Annotated in this window: 14 protein-coding genes; 6 read left to right on the plus strand and 8 right to left on the minus strand. The window is 55.8% G+C overall.

Annotated features, from left to right (window positions below; translation table 11 throughout):
• Positions 1–48 precede the first annotated feature (48 nt).
• The gene (locus IEX74_RS03160; protein WP_188810829.1) at positions 49–2,508 is read right to left on the minus strand and encodes a GumC family protein; all 2,460 of its coding nucleotides are present in this window, start codon (positions 2,506–2,508) and stop codon (positions 49–51) included.
• A 128-nt stretch (positions 2,509–2,636) separates the two neighbouring features.
• Entirely contained in the window at positions 2,637–3,464 is an 828-nt protein-coding gene (locus IEX74_RS03165) for a polysaccharide biosynthesis/export family protein (RefSeq protein WP_229755095.1), read from the minus strand.
• A gap of 301 nt (positions 3,465–3,765) precedes the next feature.
• Between IEX74_RS03165 and IEX74_RS03170 the strand changes: the two genes are divergently transcribed.
• The 4 genes from IEX74_RS03170 to hpf all read left to right on the plus strand — a co-directional run bounded on the left by IEX74_RS03170 (position 3,766) and on the right by hpf (position 6,599).
• The gene (locus IEX74_RS03170) at positions 3,766–4,908 is read left to right on the plus strand and encodes an acyl-CoA dehydrogenase family protein (protein ID WP_188810833.1); all 1,143 of its coding nucleotides are present in this window, start codon (positions 3,766–3,768) and stop codon (positions 4,906–4,908) included.
• Between the two features lie 137 nt (positions 4,909–5,045).
• Complete coding sequence (gene rpsU, locus IEX74_RS03175; RefSeq protein ID WP_086592655.1) at positions 5,046–5,240, plus strand: 30S ribosomal protein S21; 195 nt, start codon at positions 5,046–5,048, stop codon at positions 5,238–5,240.
• A gap of 138 nt (positions 5,241–5,378) precedes the next feature.
• Positions 5,379–6,266, plus strand: a complete 888-nt coding sequence (locus IEX74_RS03180) for a tyrosine-type recombinase/integrase (protein WP_188810835.1) — start codon at positions 5,379–5,381, stop codon at positions 6,264–6,266.
• A 33-nt stretch (positions 6,267–6,299) separates the two neighbouring features.
• Complete coding sequence (gene hpf, locus IEX74_RS03185) at positions 6,300–6,599, plus strand: ribosome hibernation-promoting factor, HPF/YfiA family (protein WP_188810837.1); 300 nt, start codon at positions 6,300–6,302, stop codon at positions 6,597–6,599.
• Positions 6,600–6,727: 128 nt separating this feature from the next.
• Here the strand turns inward: hpf and metK are convergent, their stop codons facing one another.
• Positions 6,728–7,990, minus strand: coding sequence for a methionine adenosyltransferase (gene metK / locus IEX74_RS03190; protein ID WP_188810839.1), 1,263 nt, complete (start codon positions 7,988–7,990; stop codon positions 6,728–6,730).
• 235 nt (positions 7,991–8,225) lie between these two features.
• On the opposite strand from metK, the gene IEX74_RS03195 reads away from it, so the two are divergent.
• Entirely contained in the window at positions 8,226–9,530 is a 1,305-nt protein-coding gene (locus IEX74_RS03195; protein ID WP_188810841.1) for a hypothetical protein, read from the plus strand.
• A 140-nt stretch (positions 9,531–9,670) separates the two neighbouring features.
• Positions 9,671–10,501, plus strand: a complete 831-nt coding sequence (locus IEX74_RS03200) for a phosphatase PAP2 family protein (RefSeq protein WP_188810843.1) — start codon at positions 9,671–9,673, stop codon at positions 10,499–10,501.
• 38 nt (positions 10,502–10,539) lie between these two features.
• On the opposite strand, the gene IEX74_RS03205 is transcribed toward IEX74_RS03200, so the two are convergent.
• From IEX74_RS03205 to IEX74_RS03225, 5 genes are all read right to left on the minus strand, one after another.
• Entirely contained in the window at positions 10,540–11,769 is a 1,230-nt protein-coding gene (locus IEX74_RS03205; RefSeq protein ID WP_188810845.1) for a hypothetical protein, read from the minus strand.
• Between the two features lie 19 nt (positions 11,770–11,788).
• A complete protein-coding gene (locus IEX74_RS03210; protein WP_188810847.1) occupies positions 11,789–14,242 on the minus strand; it encodes a S9 family peptidase in 2,454 nt (817 codons plus the stop codon).
• A 120-nt stretch (positions 14,243–14,362) separates the two neighbouring features.
• Complete coding sequence (locus tag IEX74_RS03215) at positions 14,363–15,025, minus strand: HD domain-containing protein (protein ID WP_188810849.1); 663 nt, start codon at positions 15,023–15,025, stop codon at positions 14,363–14,365.
• 45 nt (positions 15,026–15,070) lie between these two features.
• Positions 15,071–15,538 (minus strand): GNAT family N-acetyltransferase, encoded by a 468-nt coding sequence (locus IEX74_RS03220; protein WP_188810851.1) that lies wholly within the window; start codon positions 15,536–15,538, stop codon positions 15,071–15,073.
• Positions 15,539–15,628: 90 nt separating this feature from the next.
• Positions 15,629–17,314 (minus strand): amidase, encoded by a 1,686-nt coding sequence (locus tag IEX74_RS03225; RefSeq protein WP_188810853.1) that lies wholly within the window; start codon positions 17,312–17,314, stop codon positions 15,629–15,631.
• Positions 17,315–17,431: the final 117 nt, after the last annotated feature.

A 17,431-nucleotide genomic window follows, 5' to 3' on the forward strand; every position in this document is an offset into this window, starting at 1 on the left:
AACAGAAAGCGGGTGGGTGGGAGTAAGAAGGGCGGAAATTCTAAGCAACTACGAGAATTGCTTCTTCAAACGTTGCACTAATCCCTCGGCAGGCTTGACTTCGTCGTAATAACCCTGCCCGTAGCCGTAGCCATAGCCGTAGCCATAACCGTAGCCATAAAGGCCACTCGCCTGAGCATCGTTGAGAATGGTAGAAAGCCGGGTGAAGTTGTTGGCCCGAATAAGCTTGTTGATATTCTTCAGGAAAGCCTTCTTCGAGTAGTTCGCCCGCACGATATAGATCGGAATATCGGCTTTGCGCATAATCAGAATACCATCCGTGACTAAGCCCACCGGCGGTGTATCAATCAGGATAACGTCGTAATCCTGGTACAGCTCGGTCAGCATTTCATCGAAGCGCGCATTCAGAATCAGCTCTGATGGGTTCGGGGGCGTTGGCCCGGCTGAGATGAAATCCAGCGAAGGAATGGTCGTGTGCTGAATACACTCCTGAATGGAATGCTTGTCGATCAGAATGGTACTGACGCCTTTCACGTTTTCGGCGCCAAAAGCTAGGTTCACCTTGGGCTTGCGCATGTCCAGATCCAGAATAACGACTCGCTGACCGGAAAGCGCAATGATGCCACCTAGGTTTACCGTCACGAAGGTTTTCCCTTCGCCGGAAATCGTGGAAGTAATCGAAATCAGCCGCTTCTTCTTGGCCGAACTAATAAAGTCCAGGTTGGTACGAATTGAGCGGATAGATTCCGAAATAGCCGATTTTGGGCTTCTATCTACGACGAGCTTCGAGACGCTCATCTTTTCTTTGTCGTAGGTCGGAATCACGCCCAGCACCGACGCCGTGGTAGACCGTTCCAGCTCACGCACGCTAGTGACAGTATTGTGCATGAAATACCGCACGGCTATCACTCCTAGTCCTAGCATAATACCAGCGGCCAAGCCAATGGCATAAACCATCATTCGGACAGGCGCTATAGGCGCACTAGGCCCGCTGGCGGGAGAAAGGATCTGGAAGTCGGCGGTGGCGCCTGCCTTGGCGATGCTGAACTCCATTTTCTTATCCAGCAGCATGAGGTAAGTCTTCTCATACAGGTTGTAAGGCCGCTGCAACCGGGTTTGCTGGGTTGCTATTTCCGGCAACTGTTGCAACTGCGCGTTCAAGGCATCTCGCTCCCGGTTCATGTCGTTGAGCTGCTGCTGCAACAAGCGCCGACTCCGTTGAATCAAGCGTCGGGTGCTGTTCTTGGCTAACCTCAGATCGGCTTGTAGCTGCTGCACCGTGAAGGTTGTTGGCTGGTAGGAGCGCAGCACGCGCCGCAAGTTCCACTGCAAGTCATTCAGCTTGGTCACCTGCTGCGCAATTTGCTCGTCACCTAAGCGGTTCAGCCCCGGAATGCTTTCCGCGATGCTCGCTTCCTCGTTGCTGGTTATCTGATCCTGCTCGATGAGAGCGGCAATCTCATCTAACAGATCTGCCTGCTGCTCCAGCTGTAAGCGCGCCTTTTCTTGCTCCACCAGCTTACTTGTAATAGCAGACATGTCGGAACGAACGTCGTAGGTCTTGTTCTGACGGGAGAAACGCTTCAGGTTTTCCTCCGCGCCCTGCAAGCTGTCTTTGTTCTCGATGAGCTGCGTATCCAAGAACCTGAGCTGCCGTTGCGTAGCCTCCTGCTTCTGCGCTAGCTTTTCCCGCAGATACACCGTATCTACTTTATTCACAATAGCTTGAGCCTTTACAGGATTGAAGTCAGTAAAAGAAATCTGAATGGTATTCGCATCCGGATTCACGATCTGCACGTTCAACCCTTTGTTCAGGTAGTTGCCTATCGTGCCCCCATCGTTGATGAGAAAGTAATATTTCTTACCCGGCACATTCTGGCTCATCCAGGGGGTTGCGGTCAGCTGCAGCTCCAGCGCCGGCGTTGTTATAGGCTGCCCAAGGCGATACTCGCCGCTTACCTCCTGACCCTGATGGTTGTAAGACAGCCGAAACTGCTGCGCGTTCAAGAAAACAACATCGAACCTCGTGTTATAGAGGCTGCCTTCCTTCACTTTATACGTCACCTTGAAGGGTGAAATGCCATAAAGTTCGCTTTCTAATACAGTGCCTTCAACGTAATAATTTACATCCAGTGCCAGCGAATCTACCAGGTGCGCATAGATGATATTAGACTTAATCAACTCTACCTCGCCGGAAAGCTTGCTGGAGCTGGGACGAACATCACCACTCCCGATTGCACCACCTAGACCTAGGGCGCCAGCCTCCGTTTTCTCATCTATCTTCAGGAGCGAAGACGATTGATACACGGGTTTGGTATAGCGCAGGTACAGCCACGAACCAGCCAGCCCCAGGGCAATCAGCAGCAGAACCCAAACCAAGCTACGGCGTGCTACCAACAACAGCGTGACCAGATCCAGTCCGGCCCCACCGTCGTCTTCCACCTCTGCTTCGCTGCCACCCGCACCGCGAATAAGCTCCTCAAGCTCGGTGTTTTCGTTTGCTGCCATCTATTTTTGAAGTCAACGATTTAAGTAATGTATCAATCGTGGTAAGGTTAAAAAAGCTCCTCACCTACCTGCCAGCTCAAGTACTCTAAACCTTAACGGCAAAGAACTAGTTGCTGAGGCTCCGTATTTTAGCGAATCAGAGTCAGATAAATAATAGTAGTAGTTACGCCCGCCAGGCTACTTACCAAACCTAGGATAGGACTAACATCATTAAGCGCTTCGAAAAAAGGACGGCGAATGGGCTCGATGTAGACAATGTCATTGGGCTCCACTTGCAGGCTGGCCCGCTGCATTCCTTCGATAGTTGTTAGATCAATTATCTGTACCTGCGGGTTTTTCAAGTCACCCCGGATCAGGCGAATGTTGTTGGCTTTGCCGCCACTTCTGGCGGAGCTTCCGGCTCCGCCATCGATGCCTCCGGCCAGTGCTAATACTTCCAGCAGGTTCACATTGTCATTCTCCAGCGGAACCACTCTACCGCCGGGAGTACCCAGCACGATAACGCGGTTGTTAGTGACGCGGGTATCAACAAACGACCCTTTATAGAATTCATTGTACCGCACCTGAAGCAGGCTATCCGCTTCGAGCAGGGTTAATCCGCTCACCTTCACCCGGTCAACCAGCGGCAGCCGCACATAACCATCTACCTGCACCAAGAATTCCGAGCCCGTGGAAGCTGCGCCACCCGTGGCGCCGGTTCTGGTCGTTGTTCGGCTGCCGCTCGCACCCAGGCCGCCGGGCGAACCAAATTGCAGCTCCCCGTTCGGATCCAGAATCCGCTCCCCATTGTTGGTAAAAACGCGGATTTGCAGGTAGTCATTCGGTTGAATGAGGTAGTTGCGTTCGGCCCGATTCACGACGGCGCGCAGCCGAGTGGTATCAATGCCCTCTCCACCAGTGGTGCGGAAGAGGATATTCTGACGATAGTAGATAGACTTAGCGCAGGAAGAAGCCAAAAACGCGAACGGGACGCACAGGAGCCAAAGGCGCAGAAGGCGGCAAAAGACGGATTGTTGCATGCAGGCCGGCCAAGCCGGATTTATAGTCGAAGGCCCAGGAAAAAACCAGTCGTAACCCTCAATTTTTCCTGAAAAACCTTCAAAGTAACCGAATCGGCACGCCCTTTCAAAATACGTGCCTCACATCCTGCTGCTTAACGCGCTGGCTTCCCGACGGCCAAAGTGGTATCTTCACCGCTCCAGTACGGCACCCACCCACTTCCCGCCGTACTGTCCACCCAAACCAGTTCTCTTTATTATGGAATCAGTAGCCACTGAAAACCAAACCATGATTGCCCACATGGTGCGCGACTTTGCCGCCACACATATCAAACCGGATATGATGCGCTGGGATAACAGTCAGGAATTTCCCGTTCACATCTTCAAGCAACTCGGCGAGCTAGGTCTGATGGGCGTGCTCGTGCCGCAGGAATACGGCGGCTCCGGCTTCGGCTACGCGGAATACGTGACGGCCATTGCCGAGCTGTCCAAGGTTGATGGCAGCATTGGCCTGTCGATGGCCGCCCATAACTCGCTTTGCACGGGCCACATCCTACAGTTTGGCTCCGAGGAGCAGAAGCACAAGTGGCTGCCCAAGCTAGCCTCGGCCGAATGGATCGGCGCTTGGGGCCTCACTGAGCCCAACACCGGCTCGGATGCTGGCAACATGCGCACAGTAGCCGTGGAAGATGGCGATTATTACGTGCTCAATGGCGCCAAGAACTTTATTACCCACGGCAAAAGCAGCGACATCGCCGTCGTTATTGCCCGCACCGGCGCAGTAGGCGACTCGCACGGCATGACAGCTTTCGTGATTGAAAAGCCAACCGAAGGCTTTACCCACGGCCTGAAATCCGACAAGCTAGGTATGCGTGCTTCCGAAACCACCGAGCTGATTTTCACCGATTGCCGCGTGCCGAAAGAGAACATCCTAGGTAAGGTCGGCGATGGTTTCATTCAGTCGATGAAGGTGCTGGATGGCGGCCGGATTTCTATCGCAGCGCTTTCGCTGGGCATTGCACAGGGCGCCCTGGAAGCTGCTACGCAGTACTCAAAGGAGCGGCACCAGTTCAACCAGCCAATTTCGAACTTCCAAGGAATTTCGTTTAAGCTAGCCGATATGGCAACGGAGATAGAAGCGGCGTCGCTGCTCACCTACCGCGCCGCTACGCTAAAGGACCTAGGTCAGAACGTAACGCAGGAATCGGCCATGGCGAAGCTTTATGCTTCGGAAGTGGCGGTGCGTGCGGCCAACGAAGCCGTGCAGATCTTCGGCGGCTATGGCTACACCAAAGATTATCCGGTGGAGAAATTCTACCGCGACGCCAAACTTTGCACGATTGGCGAGGGCACTTCCGAAATTCAGAAGCTGGTCATTGCCCGTACGCTCCTGAAAGGCTGATTTATACGGTTTGGAAAGTCTAAACTCACCTTACAACCGGTGCGTAGAAGGAATCATAAGCAACTCGTTTTGAAATCATAAAAAACTGTGCTTACCTTTGCCACCCTTTACAGCGAATTTTCAACTCCATTGAACATATGATCATCGTCCAGATTAAGGATAACGAGTCGGTAGACCGGGCTCTGAAGCGTTTTAAGAAAAAGTTTGAGCGCACGGGCGTGCTGAAAGAGCTGCGTCGTCGCACGTTCTTCCAGAAGCCTTCTGTTACCAAGCGTAAGCAGAAAGAGAAGGCCGTGTACAAGCAGACCATGTACGCTACCGACAACCAATAGACTGACGGTTCGCTGAAATCTTCGATAACCGGCTGATTTGCTTACAAAAGCGAATCAGCCGGTTTTTTCGCGTCCGTACATCTCAGTTTAAATCCATACCTTAACCGCCCGGCCTACCTAGGCTCAGGCGTTCAGCGTATGGATTTATTTTTTGATTACCTCCGGTTTGAGCGGCGCTTTAGTCCGCACACGGTTCTCTCCTACCAAACCGATCTGCGGCAGTTCGCGGCTTTCCTGCTGAAGACTTACGAGCTGGCGGATACCACCCAGGCCGACCACATGCTCATCCGCTCCTGGATTGTGGAGTTGATGCAGCAGCAGCACGATCCGCGCACGGTGAACCGCAAGATTGCCTGCCTGCGCTCCTACTACAAATACCTGCTGCGCACCAACGTGATTACGCGCAACCCTATGCTGCGCATCTCGGCCCCGAAGATGGCCAAGAAGCTGCCTGATTTCGTGCCCGAAGATTCGCTTAATAACCTGCTCAACTCCTTCGAGTTTCCGGATACGTTCATCGGGCGGCGCGACCAGCTGGTGCTGGAGCTGCTCTACGGCACCGGAATCCGGCTTTCGGAGCTTATCGGCATCCGGCACGACGACGTGAGCCTGGCCTCTCGCACGGTGCGCGTGACCGGCAAAGGCAACAAGCAGCGCGTGGTGCCGCTGAACCCCACGTTAGCTTCCGTAATAGAGCGCTACCTGGCCCAGAAACAAACAGAATTTGGCACTACCGACAACGCCCGCGGCGCCTTACTCGTTACGGAGAAGCTAGAGCCCCTCTACGAAAAGCTTGTCTACCGGACCGTGAAGCAGTACCTAGGTCAGATTACAACCGCCTCTTCGCAGCAGCATCCACACGTGCTGCGACACTCGTTTGCCACGCATCTGCTGGGCAAAGGTGCTGATCTGAACGCCATTAAGGAGCTGTTGGGTCACGCGAACTTGGCAGCGACTCAGGTGTACACGCACTTGTCCATCGACAAGCTAAAAGCCGTATTTGAAAAGGCCCACCCAAAGGCCTGATTGTTTATTCTTTTACCTAAACTTTTACAACTGATGAAAGTACAGATGCACTCGGTGCACTTCGACGCCGACCAGAAATTGCTAGACTTCATCCAGAAGCGCCTCGATAAACTCGAAACCTTCTACGACCGTGTCATTGAAGGCGAAGTTATTCTGAAGCTTAACAATAAAGATGGTATCAGTAACAAAACGGTAGAGGTAAAGGTGTTTGTACCCGGCTCTACCCTCTTTTGCCAGGAAGATGCCCCTACTTTCGAAACCGCCACAGACGCTGCTTATGACTGCCTGCGGCGGCAAATTGTGAAGTATAAAGAGAAACAAGTAGCTCATTAACTGGCAGAACCTAGGTCTGAGAGCTTGGAATTTAGAGCCTCGATCATCCTTATTTCAGTTAAAACAAAAGCGCCCTTCCTGAAGCAGGAAGGACGCTTTTGTTTTAGAACCTAGGTAAGCAGCAGGACTTACAAATTGAAAGCTGCTTTAATCGTATCGACGTAGTCGAGCTTTTCCCACGTGAAGGTTTCAAAGGTTTTCACTTCGCCGCTGGGAAGCTTCACTTCTTTCTTGCCGGGCTGGTGGCCCATGTGTCCGTAAGTGGCCGTTTCGCCGAAGATGGGGTTTTGCAAACCTAGGCGCTGCACAATGGCGTAAGGCCGCAGGTCGAACAGGGCTTGCACTTTTTCTGAGATCTGCCCGTCGGTGAGCAGGTTGCCGTCGGCATCCTTGGCTTTGGTGGTGCCGTAGGTGGTCACGTACAAGCCGACGGGTTGGGCCACGCCGATAGCATAGGCAACCTGCACCAGCACTTGGTCGGCAACACCGGCAGCTACTAAGTTCTTGGCAATGTGGCGGGTGGCATACGCCGCCGAACGGTCTACTTTCGAGGAGTCTTTGCCCGAGAAAGCACCGCCGCCATGGGCGCCTTTGCCGCCGTAGGTATCCACGATGATCTTGCGGCCGGTCAGGCCCGAGTCGCCGTGCGGACCACCGATGACGAACTTGCCGGTCGGGTTGATGTGGTAGGTAATATCGTCGGTAAAGAGTTGCTGCACGCTGGGGCTCAGCTTGGCCATCACTCGTGGCACTAGCACCGACTTGATATCGTCGGAAATCTGCTCCAGCATCACCTGCTCCGAATCGTCAAACTCATCGTGCTGGGTACTGACCACGATGGTATCAATGGCTTCGGGCACGTTGTCGTCGGAGTAGCGAATCGTGACTTGCGCTTTCGCATCGGGGCGCAGGTAAGTCATCACTTGGCCCTCCTTGCGGATGGCTGACAACTCGCGCAGCAGGCGGTGCGACAGATCCAACGCCAGGGGCATGTAGTTGTCGGTTTCGCGCGTGGCGTAGCCGAACATCATGCCCTGGTCGCCGGCGCCTTGCTCTTCCGGGCTCTGGCGCTCTACGCCCTGGTTGATATCGGGCGACTGCTCGTGCAGGGCCGACAGAATGCCGCAGGATTCAGCTTCGAACTTGTACTCGGCTTTGGTATAACCGATTCGGCGGATAACGGCGCGCGTAATTCCCTGTACATCAACGTAGGCGGTTGATTTAACTTCGCCGGCCACCACGACGAGGCCCGTCGTGACCAAGGTTTCACAAGCTACTTTCGCTTGTGGATCTTGCCGCAGAAAGTCATCAAGGATAGCGTCAGAAATCTGGTCGGCTACTTTATCTGGGTGTCCTTCCGAAACGGACTCAGAAGTAAATAGGTAAGGCATTCGGTTCGTCGTCGATGAAATGATGGCCTGCTTATGCAGCACAATGCGGGGCGGAGCGCAAAGCTACGGTTTTCGCTTGGGAATTGGCGGCAAATCCCCTGGGTAGTTGCATGTATACTGATAATCTATCTGCTACTACCGGGCTTCTTGGCAGCAGCCATATGGCTTGGCGAATCTCATACTCAGATAGCAGAACTCTGTTGATTTATATAGATTTACATAAAACTATACTTGTATGAAGAAAATACTACTAGCACTTTTATCCTTTTTCTATGTGCGGTTGTCGTACGCTCAACAATTTGAACCGGGTTATTTAGTTCTTAGTCATGGCGATACGCTGCGGGGCGAAGTAGAAAATGAATTTTGGGAAGAGCCACCAACAGCCGTTCGCTTCCGAAAAGCGCCCGACGAGCGGCTTCAGTCGTTTCCGGCCGGACAGCTACGCAGCGTGTGCTTATCAACGGGTCGGCTGCTGCGGCGTGAGCTACTGCCCATTGATCGTTACGCAGAAGTTCGCCTGCAATATCTCACAACGGGCGTACCACACAAACAAGTACCTGAGTCCGTTTTAGCCGATGTGCTGGTAGAAGGCCCTGCTTCCTTATTAGGCATAATCATCAACGAGACCAAGCACTTCTTTGTGCGGCGTGAAGGCCAACCCTACCTGGAAATGGCAGAGCGGCACTACCTAGCTTCCCAGAATGGACAGATGAATGTCTTCGACGGCAATGACTATAAGAGTCAGTTGCTGGTATATTTTGGTGATTGTGAATCAGCTGTCAAGGCATCGGAGACGGTACCCTTCACAGCTGAGGGCTTGAAAAAAGTAGTACAAGCATACAACCTGCAGTGCTCGGCAAAGCGGCAGGCTGGCCAGGAAGTTATACCCGATAAGCTTCAGCGGGCGCGAGTAGCCGTTCGGGCCGGTGTACTAGCCGGAATGCGGTATAACTCGCTACGTTTTAGCGAATCAAACAATCCGGAGAATACACTTGGCGGTCTTAATGCCGATGGCCGGGCCCACCTACAAGGCGGCGGCTATGTAGACGTCGTGAATGCCGGACGCCGCCTCGCCCTACACTCTTCCCTGCTCGTTTCGAGTTTTGGCAACAGAAAGCCAGTCGCCTTTGCCGCTACTCCGACGGTGTCAGCTGGTAGCTTCGAATGGCATGGCACGCATGTCTACCTACAATTCGGTTTGCGCGGGTTCATTCCGGTTGGGTCATCTTACCAGATCATGCTAGGTGGTGGCTACGAGCTAAATACCTTCTGGAATCAAACTTCCGTTTTGTATTTTGGGAGTGGGCACAGCGATTTTTTATACGGCTTTAATGGAACCCCGCTGCCTTATCTGGAAACTGGCCTGAGCCGCGGCCGCTTCGGCCTACTGGTAAACGGGCGACTATATGAGACGCAGAATTATTACCAGTACACAAGCACTGACCCCATTACTTACACCATATTTCCCGTGAGCCTCAACGTTCTATTTAGCTATCGGCTGAACGCTAATTCGGACACGCAGCAAACGCTCGCTCGCTAAACCAGCTTGTTGTATAGCAGGAAAGCTTAGGTTAAGCCATTTCGTTGCACACCTCCAGACCAGAGAAGTAAGTGGGTTAAAGAGTCGCTCAACTTTACGGTTGAGTCGCCGTTATATAGCTCCTACCCTATTCTCACTGTATGAGACACTTCTTCCCTTGGCTCCTTTCCCTAGGATTGCTCACGGCTACCAGCCCTGCTGCCTTGGCTCAACAGGCGCCTTCGCCCTACCACACCCGCTTCGCCGTAGATGCGCCGGTTACGCTGGGCCTAGGTGCCGTGAGCAGCCTCGGGCTTTACCTGGTTTCGCAGAAAGACGGCTTAACCCAAGCGCAGCTAAGCGCCCTCAGTAAGAGCGATGTACCTAGGGTCGACCAGTTTGTGGCGGGCAACTACAGCAAAACCGCCCAAACCGTCGGCGACTTCATCGTGTATCCGACGCTGCTGATTGCGCCTGGCTTGCTGGCCCTGGACTCCGACGTGCGGGGCCGTTATGGACAGGTAATAGGGCTTTACCTTCAGACGATGCTGGCGCAGAATGCTATCTTCACAATGACGGTGGGCAACGTGACGCGCTACCGGCCTTTTCTCTACGGTTCGGAAGGTGGCAGCAGCCGCAACAGCCACATTTCCACTAACTCCTTCTTTGCTGGCCACACGGCGAATACGGCGGCGGCTACCTTCTTCGCAGCCAAGGTGTACCACGATTTTCATCCGGGTTCAGCGGCGGAGCCTTTTATATGGACGGCTGCGGCCATTGTGCCCGCGGCCATGGCCTACACGCGCATTGAAGCCGGCAAGCACTTCCTCTCCGATAACCTGGTGGGGTATGCGGTAGGCACTACGGTTGGCATTGTGGTGCCGCAGCTGCATAAAACCACTGAGCGAACAGGGCTTTCACTAGCGCCGCTACAAGGCGTGAATGTAAACGGCTATTCCTACAGCGGCTTGCTGCTGACGAAGCGCCTTTAACTGGCCGCCCTATTAACTGCCGCTACCTAGGTTATTTCTCAGGAAAAAGGCCCGTAGGAGGAAACCACATACCAATGCCAACTCAGGGCGGCCAGCAACACCAACAGCCGTTGATAGGGCAATGGTCGCCGTAGTAGCAGCAAGGCCAGCACGCACAGCAAAATAGGAACTAAGGTGAAGGTTAGCCGCTCAGGATAGTAGCCTATCAGGGCGTAAAAGGCGAAGAACAGCAGGAACACAAACCCGAGCACCGGCCAGACGCCGGCTGGTGCTTTTAGGCCGCGCCAACGTTGCAGGCCACCGAGCAAGAGCGCAGCCAGCAGGAAACCCTGGATGGTACCTAGGTTAGTCCAAAACGTCAGCAGGTTTGTGCTGAGCGTGGAGAAGAACGTGCCGGGCGATTCGCGCCACGCGTCGAGCATCCAGGTGAACTGATGAAAGCGCACGGCTTCCTGATTGTAATACGTGACGCCGTAGAGCTTTAAAAGGCCGATCCAGGCAAACGTGGGCAGCACAAAGCAGGCCGTAGCTGCCAACATTCGACCAAGCAGCACCGGAGTTGAATACCTAGCTCTGTAGGTCAGTAATTGATAGAGCAGGCAAGGCAGACCTAGCACGAAGTTGCCGTACACCAATGCCAACGCACCTAGCCCCAGTGCCCACCCTAGGCTTTGCCGCCAACTGAGCACAACCGTGCGGTAGCGCAATAGCCCGTAGAGGTACAGCAGCGGCGTAAAGAAGGCAAACATCTGCTGGTGCGCCGTCCAGAAAAAGGCTTTGGTGATGGGGTTGGAAACCAGAAACCAACCTAGGCCATACAGCACAATTTTGTCGGTCGGGCCTTCCGCGAGCAATTCGCCTATCCGCACGAACAGGTACAGGCTAGCCAGCAGCACCACAAAGTTGAGCAGCACGTAGCCAGCGTAAAACCCCAGGAAGTCCGGCGATTCGGCGGCAATTCCGCCCCAGGTATCGGCTACGTTGATGCTGCCTAACACCGGTTGCAACGCATACCCCAGGCCTGAACCTAGCAGGATGTACAACGGCCGGGACTGCCGCACTTCCTTTTCCTGCAAGAGGCGGGCAGGCTCGCGGGCAGCAGCTATGTATTCGCGAGTATCGCCGTTGATGACAAAGCCCATGCGGGAATTCACCTGAGCATAAGTGCCCCAGTACTCCTCATCGGCCTGGCCCGTGGGTGCCGGCGAGAAGAAAAAGCTGCCACACGCCAGCAGCAGCAATCCCGTCAGCAGCAGCAGCTTTTGCATAGAAAACACCTCCTACAACTCACTGCCCGCTCCCGCCCTGACTAATGCCTACTGGCTTCAGGTTCGTTTCAAATAGCTTCAAAATGCGCTTGTACTCATCGGTCCAGGAGGCGGGTTCCTCGAAGCCGTGGTTTTCGACCGGGTACACGGCTAGCTCCCAATTCTCCTTGTGCAGCTCAATCAGGCGCTGGCTGAGGCGCACGATATCCTGGAAGTGCACGTTCGTATCGACCATGCCGTGGCACATGAGCAGGGCGCCTTTCAGCCCCTCGGCATAGTAGATGGGCGAAGAGCGGGCGTAGGCCAGGCTGTCGTTGTAGGGCTCGTTGAGGATGTTGTCGGTGTAGCCGTGGTTGTAGTGCGCCCAATCGGTTACGGAGCGCAGGCCGGCACCCGCCCGAAATACATCGGGTTGGGTGAACATGGCCATGAGCGTAATAAAGCCGCCGTAGCTGCCGCCGTAAATACCGATTCGCTGCGGACTCACGCCATATTTCTCGACCAGAAGCTTGGCACCATCGACGTGGTCGGAAAGGTCTTTGCCACCCATGTAGCGGTAGATGCCGGTGCGCACGTCGCGGCCGTAGCCGCTGGAGCCGCGGTAATCGATGTCCAGCACGGTGTAGCCTTTGTCTACCAGCAGGTTATTGAACATGTACTCGCGGAAGTACTGGCTCCACCACTTATGCGCGTTCTGCAAATAGCCCGCGCCGTGCACGAAAATTACCGCCGGGCCTTGCGCCGTAGGACTAGCCGGCCGGTAGAGCCGGGCATACACATCAGCACCGTCGCGGGCTTTGATCTTGATGATTTCGGGCTCACGCCACGGGTAGCTTTCAAACTCCGGCGTGGTACTGTGCGTGAGCTGGCGGGCTTTGGCGCCGGGCTTGTTCTCCATCACGTACAGCTCCCAGGGCTTATTGGTGTAGCTATAGCGCACGGCTAAGGTCTTCTCGTCGGGCGAAACGGTGACTTCGCTGGCGCCGGGCAGCGTCGTAAGCTGCGTGAGGTCGCCGCCATTGGCGGGTAGCCGGTAAAACTGCTTCTCGCCCGGCGCGGTTTTGTTCGCCGTGATGTACCACGTCTTCTGGTCGCGACTGAGCCTAGCTTCCTGAATCTCGAAGCTGCCGCTGGTCAGGGCTTTCTTCTGCTTGCTGGTGGCGTCGACGGTATACAGGTGGCTATAGCCGGTTTCCTCGCTCTGAAACCAGATGCGGCGGTTATCCGGCATCCAGCCCACGTTGCCTTCATCGTAGCCGATGCCGGGGCCGTTTATCCACGCGTCGTCGTGCTGGCGGTCGAGGGACGTGAGGCGGCGCGTGGTCGGGTCGAGCGCGGCAATCCAGCGGTCCTTGTTATCAGCGGAACGGATTACCAGGAAGGCTCGTTCGCCGTTTTCAGACCAAAAAGGGCCGAAAGGTGCCAGCGCACGGTCAGTAGCGGTGGCTTTTTTAGCGCCTGCCGTCTTTGCCGAATCAGCTGATGGTCCTGCCTTTGATTTGTTGGCGTACTCCTTTAGGTAAGCGGGTTGGTCGTTGTAGCCGGGCAGGTCGCGGAAGCTGATGGCGTACGTAGTGTCGCGCCCGACATCGTAGAAACCTAGGCTGTAGGTGCGCTGCGCAACGCCCACTTTGGTGCGGGCCGGAATGTCCTCGGTGTAGCCTGAAGCCGTCACGAAGCTAGGTACCACGGCCGTCTTCACGGCCGTTGGGTCCAGCACCAGGCGGTAGGTCACGTAGCGGCCATCCGGGCTCAGCACGATATTATCGACGTTCTGAAGGCCGGTATAAATAGGTTTGGGCTGCAACCTGGCCAGTGCTTTTTGCACCCGCTCCCGCGCCTGCCGGTCCTGGTCGCGCTGCCGAATAATCTGGAACAAAGCGAGCTGCTGCGCTTTCAGAAACTTCTCTTCCTTGCTGGTCAGCGGGTCGCCGGGCTTGGTGCCTTTGCGAAAATCCGTGCGCTGCACGGTTTCGCCGGTGGCGGGGTCCCAGGTGTAGAGGTTGCCGGCGCGCAGGTAGCTGATGAGCTGCTCGCGCAGGGCAAACCTAGGTCCCGACTCGCGCTCGGCCGTGTTGGTCACGCGGCGCGTTTTGTTGGTTTTCAGGTCGAGCAGGTAGATGTCGCCGTCGCGCTCGTATACTTTGCGGGTGTAGCGCTGGTCGTACTCGCCGGTAGTGGTAGGCAGCGTGCGCTGCTCCCGCAAGCTCACTTTGCGCGGCGTGCCACCACCGGGCGCCACGGAATAGAGCGAATCGCGGCGGTTCTTCTCCGGGTTCCAGTCGAAATAGATGCGCTTGCTGTCTTCGGCCCAGGCAATGTTGGAAGGAGCCGTCCCGAGCCACTGCACCGGGTCGCGCATGATTTTCTCAACGGTAAGCGGACCTAGGTTGGCGGCGGGCTTGGTCTGGGCCACGGCGCCGGAAATCGGCAGCAGCCAGGGCAGCAACCGAGCAAAGGAGGAGAAACGCATCAGCTTTAAAGAAAGGATAAGCGCAGGCAAGATAACCTAGCTTTCCTTTAAAGACGCGGGCCTCACTTGGGCGTTGCAGGTTCTCAGAGCCTGTTTTGCGCTACAATCCGCTCTTATCGACTACCCTAGGTCCTGCAACTCGGCTCGTAGGTTGCGGCGGGCAGCGGCCTCCAACCGGCTCCGAAAATCTTCCGTTTGATAAAGCTGCGGAACCCCCAGCAGCTTCTCCAGCACTTTGCGCCGGCCCCGGCGATACATAAACTCCGGCACGAGGCGATACTCCTGGCGCACTTGCCGGGCATACTGCCAGTAGTCCGCCTCGGGCGCGCCCAGAATTTGTAGGTCCGCATCCAGAAACCAGAGCAGGTCTTTGTCGCCGGCGGGCTGCGGTTGGGTGTGGTCTTTGGTGCGCTCAATCAGGAAAACCACGCGGCTGCAACGCTCCGCCGACAATGTGGTTTTTGATAGGAATTCCTTGGCTAACAGCGCGCTCCGCACCTCATTATCGTCGCGCAGGTAGCTATACACCGCATCGTGAAACCAGGCGGCCAGCTGCACTACCAGGGGGTCCTGCAAAGCCAAACCCGAGCGCTCCAGCGCATCGAGCATGCTGCGGATGTGGGTTAAGGTGTGATAATGCCGGTCGGAAGAGCCATACGCCTCCGAAAGCTGGCGAAACATAGTTTCGCGCAGCGCGACGTCGGCCGTGAGCGGCGTGGTGAGGCGCTGCCAGCGAGTAGCGAGGGTCGTGTTCAAGGAAATGCTGCCGTTAAATAGTGACATCAAATAGCTATAAAAAAATAGAAGCCAACGTCGCGGCCCGGTCGATCAATTTGCCGTTGCCACGCCGTAGGGGTTAGGTAGCTTACTCTCCAAAAAACGGTCCGGCGTTGTGAGCGGCGCGAAACCAAATTGCGTGTACAGGCTGTGCGCGTCGAGAGTGGCCAGCATACGGCGCCGTAATCCTTGCAATTCCGGGTGTGTCCAAACGACTTCCATCAGCCACTTCGACAAGCCGACCCCACGGTAAGCAGGCAGCACAAACACGTCGCACAACCACGCGAAGGTGGCTTTATCGGTCACCACCCGCGCAAAGCCAGCAATTTGGCCCTGAGGCGTATACAGGCCAAAGTTGAGCGAGTTCTGGATTGCTCTCTCTACCGTTTCGCGCGGAATATTGATCGCCCAATACGACTCTTCCGCCAGAAAACGATGGATAGCATCTAGGTCTAGCTGCGCGGGGTCGGCGCTGATCTGAAAGCCGTCGAAACGCTGTTGAAAATAATGTGTGACCATTGAAAGCAAATAGGTTGGTTGGATCAAATAAAACCTAGGTTAGCCTTGCAGAATGACGTTCTTCTGCTCACTGCCCACCCAGCCTAGGTTTTAGAAATTGAGCGGCGAGTGTTTCTCGTCGAAGTCCGTAGCGTCCTGGTAGGCTTTGGCCAGCGCCAGCAGCTTGCCTTCTTCGTAAAGCTGGCCCATGAAGGTAATAGTCGTCGGCAAGCCTTGCGCCGTGAGGCCGTTGGGCAGCGCGACGGCCGGGTGCCCGGTGAGGTTGGTCAGCACCAGATTAGCGCCCACGAAGGACGGCGATACGTACGCGTCCAAGCCTTTTAGCTGCGTATCCATTTGCTCAATTAGTAGACTACGAACGCGCTGGGCCTGAATGTATTCCACGGCCGGAATGAAGCGCGACGAGCGGAACGTGTTGGGCCAGGCAAAGCGGTTTTGCAGCACCATCTGCTGGTCGCGGCCCGAGCGGGTGAGGTCGTCGAAGGCCGCGGCGCCTTCGGCCGTCAGCACAAAGCGCAGGCTGGCCGGCGGAATAGTGGGCAATGTAATGGGTACCAGCTCGATACCTAGCTTACCCAGCACTTCCAGTACGGCCTGGTCGTTGGCTTTGGTCGGGTAGTCTGTGTCGAAGCTAGCTTTCACGTAGCCTACGCGCAGCTTTTTCACATCGGTGTCGAAGGCGTAGCGGAACGTATTGGAAGCCAGCATCGTAGCCGGGTCCCGCGGATCGGGACCCGCGGCCGTGAGGGCAGCTAACACAATGGCACAGTCTTCGGCGGAGCGGGCCAGTGGACCGGCTTTGTCCATGCTCCAGCTCAGGGCCATAGCGTTGGCCCGACTTACGCGTCCGTAGGTGGGGCGCAGGCCCGTAACGCCGCAGGCGGTGCTGGGGCTCACGATGGAACCTAGGGTCTCGGTGCCGATGGCAAACGGCAGCAAGCCCGCCGCCACCGCCGACGCCGAGCCGGCCGAGGAACCGCTGGAGCCTTTCGCAACGTCCCAGGGCGTGCGGGTCTTGCCCCCAAACCATACGTCGCCCTGGGCTAGCTCGCCGAGGGTCAGCTTGGCCACCAACACGGCGCCGGCCGCTCGCAACCGTTCTACGACGGCTGCGTCTTCATTCAGCGTTTGGTCTTTGTAAGGCACGGAGCCCCAGGTGGTTTTGTAACCTCTGGCGCTGAACAAGTCTTTCACGCCGAACGGCACGCCATGCAGCGGACCACGGTATTTGCCCGCTTTAATTTCCTGATCGGCCTGCCGGGCTTGCTGCAAAGCTAGGTCTTCGGTAAGCGAAATGACACAGTGCAGCTGCGGATCGTACTTTTTGAGGCGAGCCAGGAAGAACTTGGTCAGCTCTTCCGAAGAAATCTGCTTGGTGCGCAGCAGCTCACCGAGTTGGCGCACGGTATAGAAAGCTAGGTCGTCGCGGTTGGCGGGCAGCTTTACTTTAGCGGTTGTCGGCAGCTTACCGGCGTCGGCTTTGGACGCACTCAGCATGGCTTGGCGCATGCGCAACGGCCTCGGGTCGAACACCATACTCGGCGCGACGCTGTTGGGCAGTGTGATGCCGCGCAATGTCTGGTAGCTCTCGCGGTACGAAGCCAGGTTGCGGCGGGTCGAGTCGAGCTGGGCATCAGTGAAGCTCAGGCCGAATAGCTCCTGCGCGGCGCGGGCCATCGGCACGGTGATGTCGGGCAGGGCGGCCGGGCGTGGCACCAGTGCTCCGGCGCCAAAGGCAACCAGACCAACCGTGAGGAGCGGTAGAATTCGTTTCATCAAATCAGGAGGGGAAAGTGACACTAACAAAGCTAACCCGGAAGCGGAATCCGGCAAGTTTAGTAGATTAAAGCTTTTCGCCAGTGCTTTTCGTAAGGATAGTATCCATTCACCATC

It is taken from the genome of Hymenobacter cavernae, assembly GCF_014641455.1.
Lineage (GTDB): Bacteria > Bacteroidota > Bacteroidia > Cytophagales > Hymenobacteraceae > Hymenobacter > Hymenobacter cavernae.

Excerpts from the sequence above, each read along its gene's own strand:
- metK (WP_188810839.1), bottom strand. The coding sequence starts at position 7,990 with ATGCCTTACCTATTTACTTCTGAGTCCGTTTCGGAAGGACACCCAGAT.
- IEX74_RS03225 (WP_188810853.1), bottom strand. The coding sequence starts at position 17,314 with ATGAAACGAATTCTACCGCTCCTCACGGTTGGTCTGGTTGCCTTTGGC.
- hpf (WP_188810837.1), top strand. The coding sequence starts at position 6,300 with ATGAAAGTACAGATGCACTCGGTGCACTTCGACGCCGACCAGAAATTG.
- IEX74_RS03215 (WP_188810849.1), bottom strand. The coding sequence starts at position 15,025 with ATGTCACTATTTAACGGCAGCATTTCCTTGAACACGACCCTCGCTACT.
- rpsU (WP_086592655.1), top strand. The coding sequence starts at position 5,046 with ATGATCATCGTCCAGATTAAGGATAACGAGTCGGTAGACCGGGCTCTG.
- IEX74_RS03160 (WP_188810829.1), bottom strand. The coding sequence starts at position 2,508 with ATGGCAGCAAACGAAAACACCGAGCTTGAGGAGCTTATTCGCGGTGCG.
- IEX74_RS03205 (WP_188810845.1), bottom strand. The coding sequence starts at position 11,769 with ATGCAAAAGCTGCTGCTGCTGACGGGATTGCTGCTGCTGGCGTGTGGC.
- IEX74_RS03220 (WP_188810851.1), bottom strand. The coding sequence starts at position 15,538 with ATGGTCACACATTATTTTCAACAGCGTTTCGACGGCTTTCAGATCAGC.
- IEX74_RS03180 (WP_188810835.1), top strand. The coding sequence starts at position 5,379 with ATGGATTTATTTTTTGATTACCTCCGGTTTGAGCGGCGCTTTAGTCCG.
- IEX74_RS03210 (WP_188810847.1), bottom strand. The coding sequence starts at position 14,242 with ATGCGTTTCTCCTCCTTTGCTCGGTTGCTGCCCTGGCTGCTGCCGATT.
- IEX74_RS03170 (WP_188810833.1), top strand. The coding sequence starts at position 3,766 with ATGGAATCAGTAGCCACTGAAAACCAAACCATGATTGCCCACATGGTG.
- IEX74_RS03195 (WP_188810841.1), top strand. The coding sequence starts at position 8,226 with ATGAAGAAAATACTACTAGCACTTTTATCCTTTTTCTATGTGCGGTTG.
- IEX74_RS03200 (WP_188810843.1), top strand. The coding sequence starts at position 9,671 with ATGAGACACTTCTTCCCTTGGCTCCTTTCCCTAGGATTGCTCACGGCT.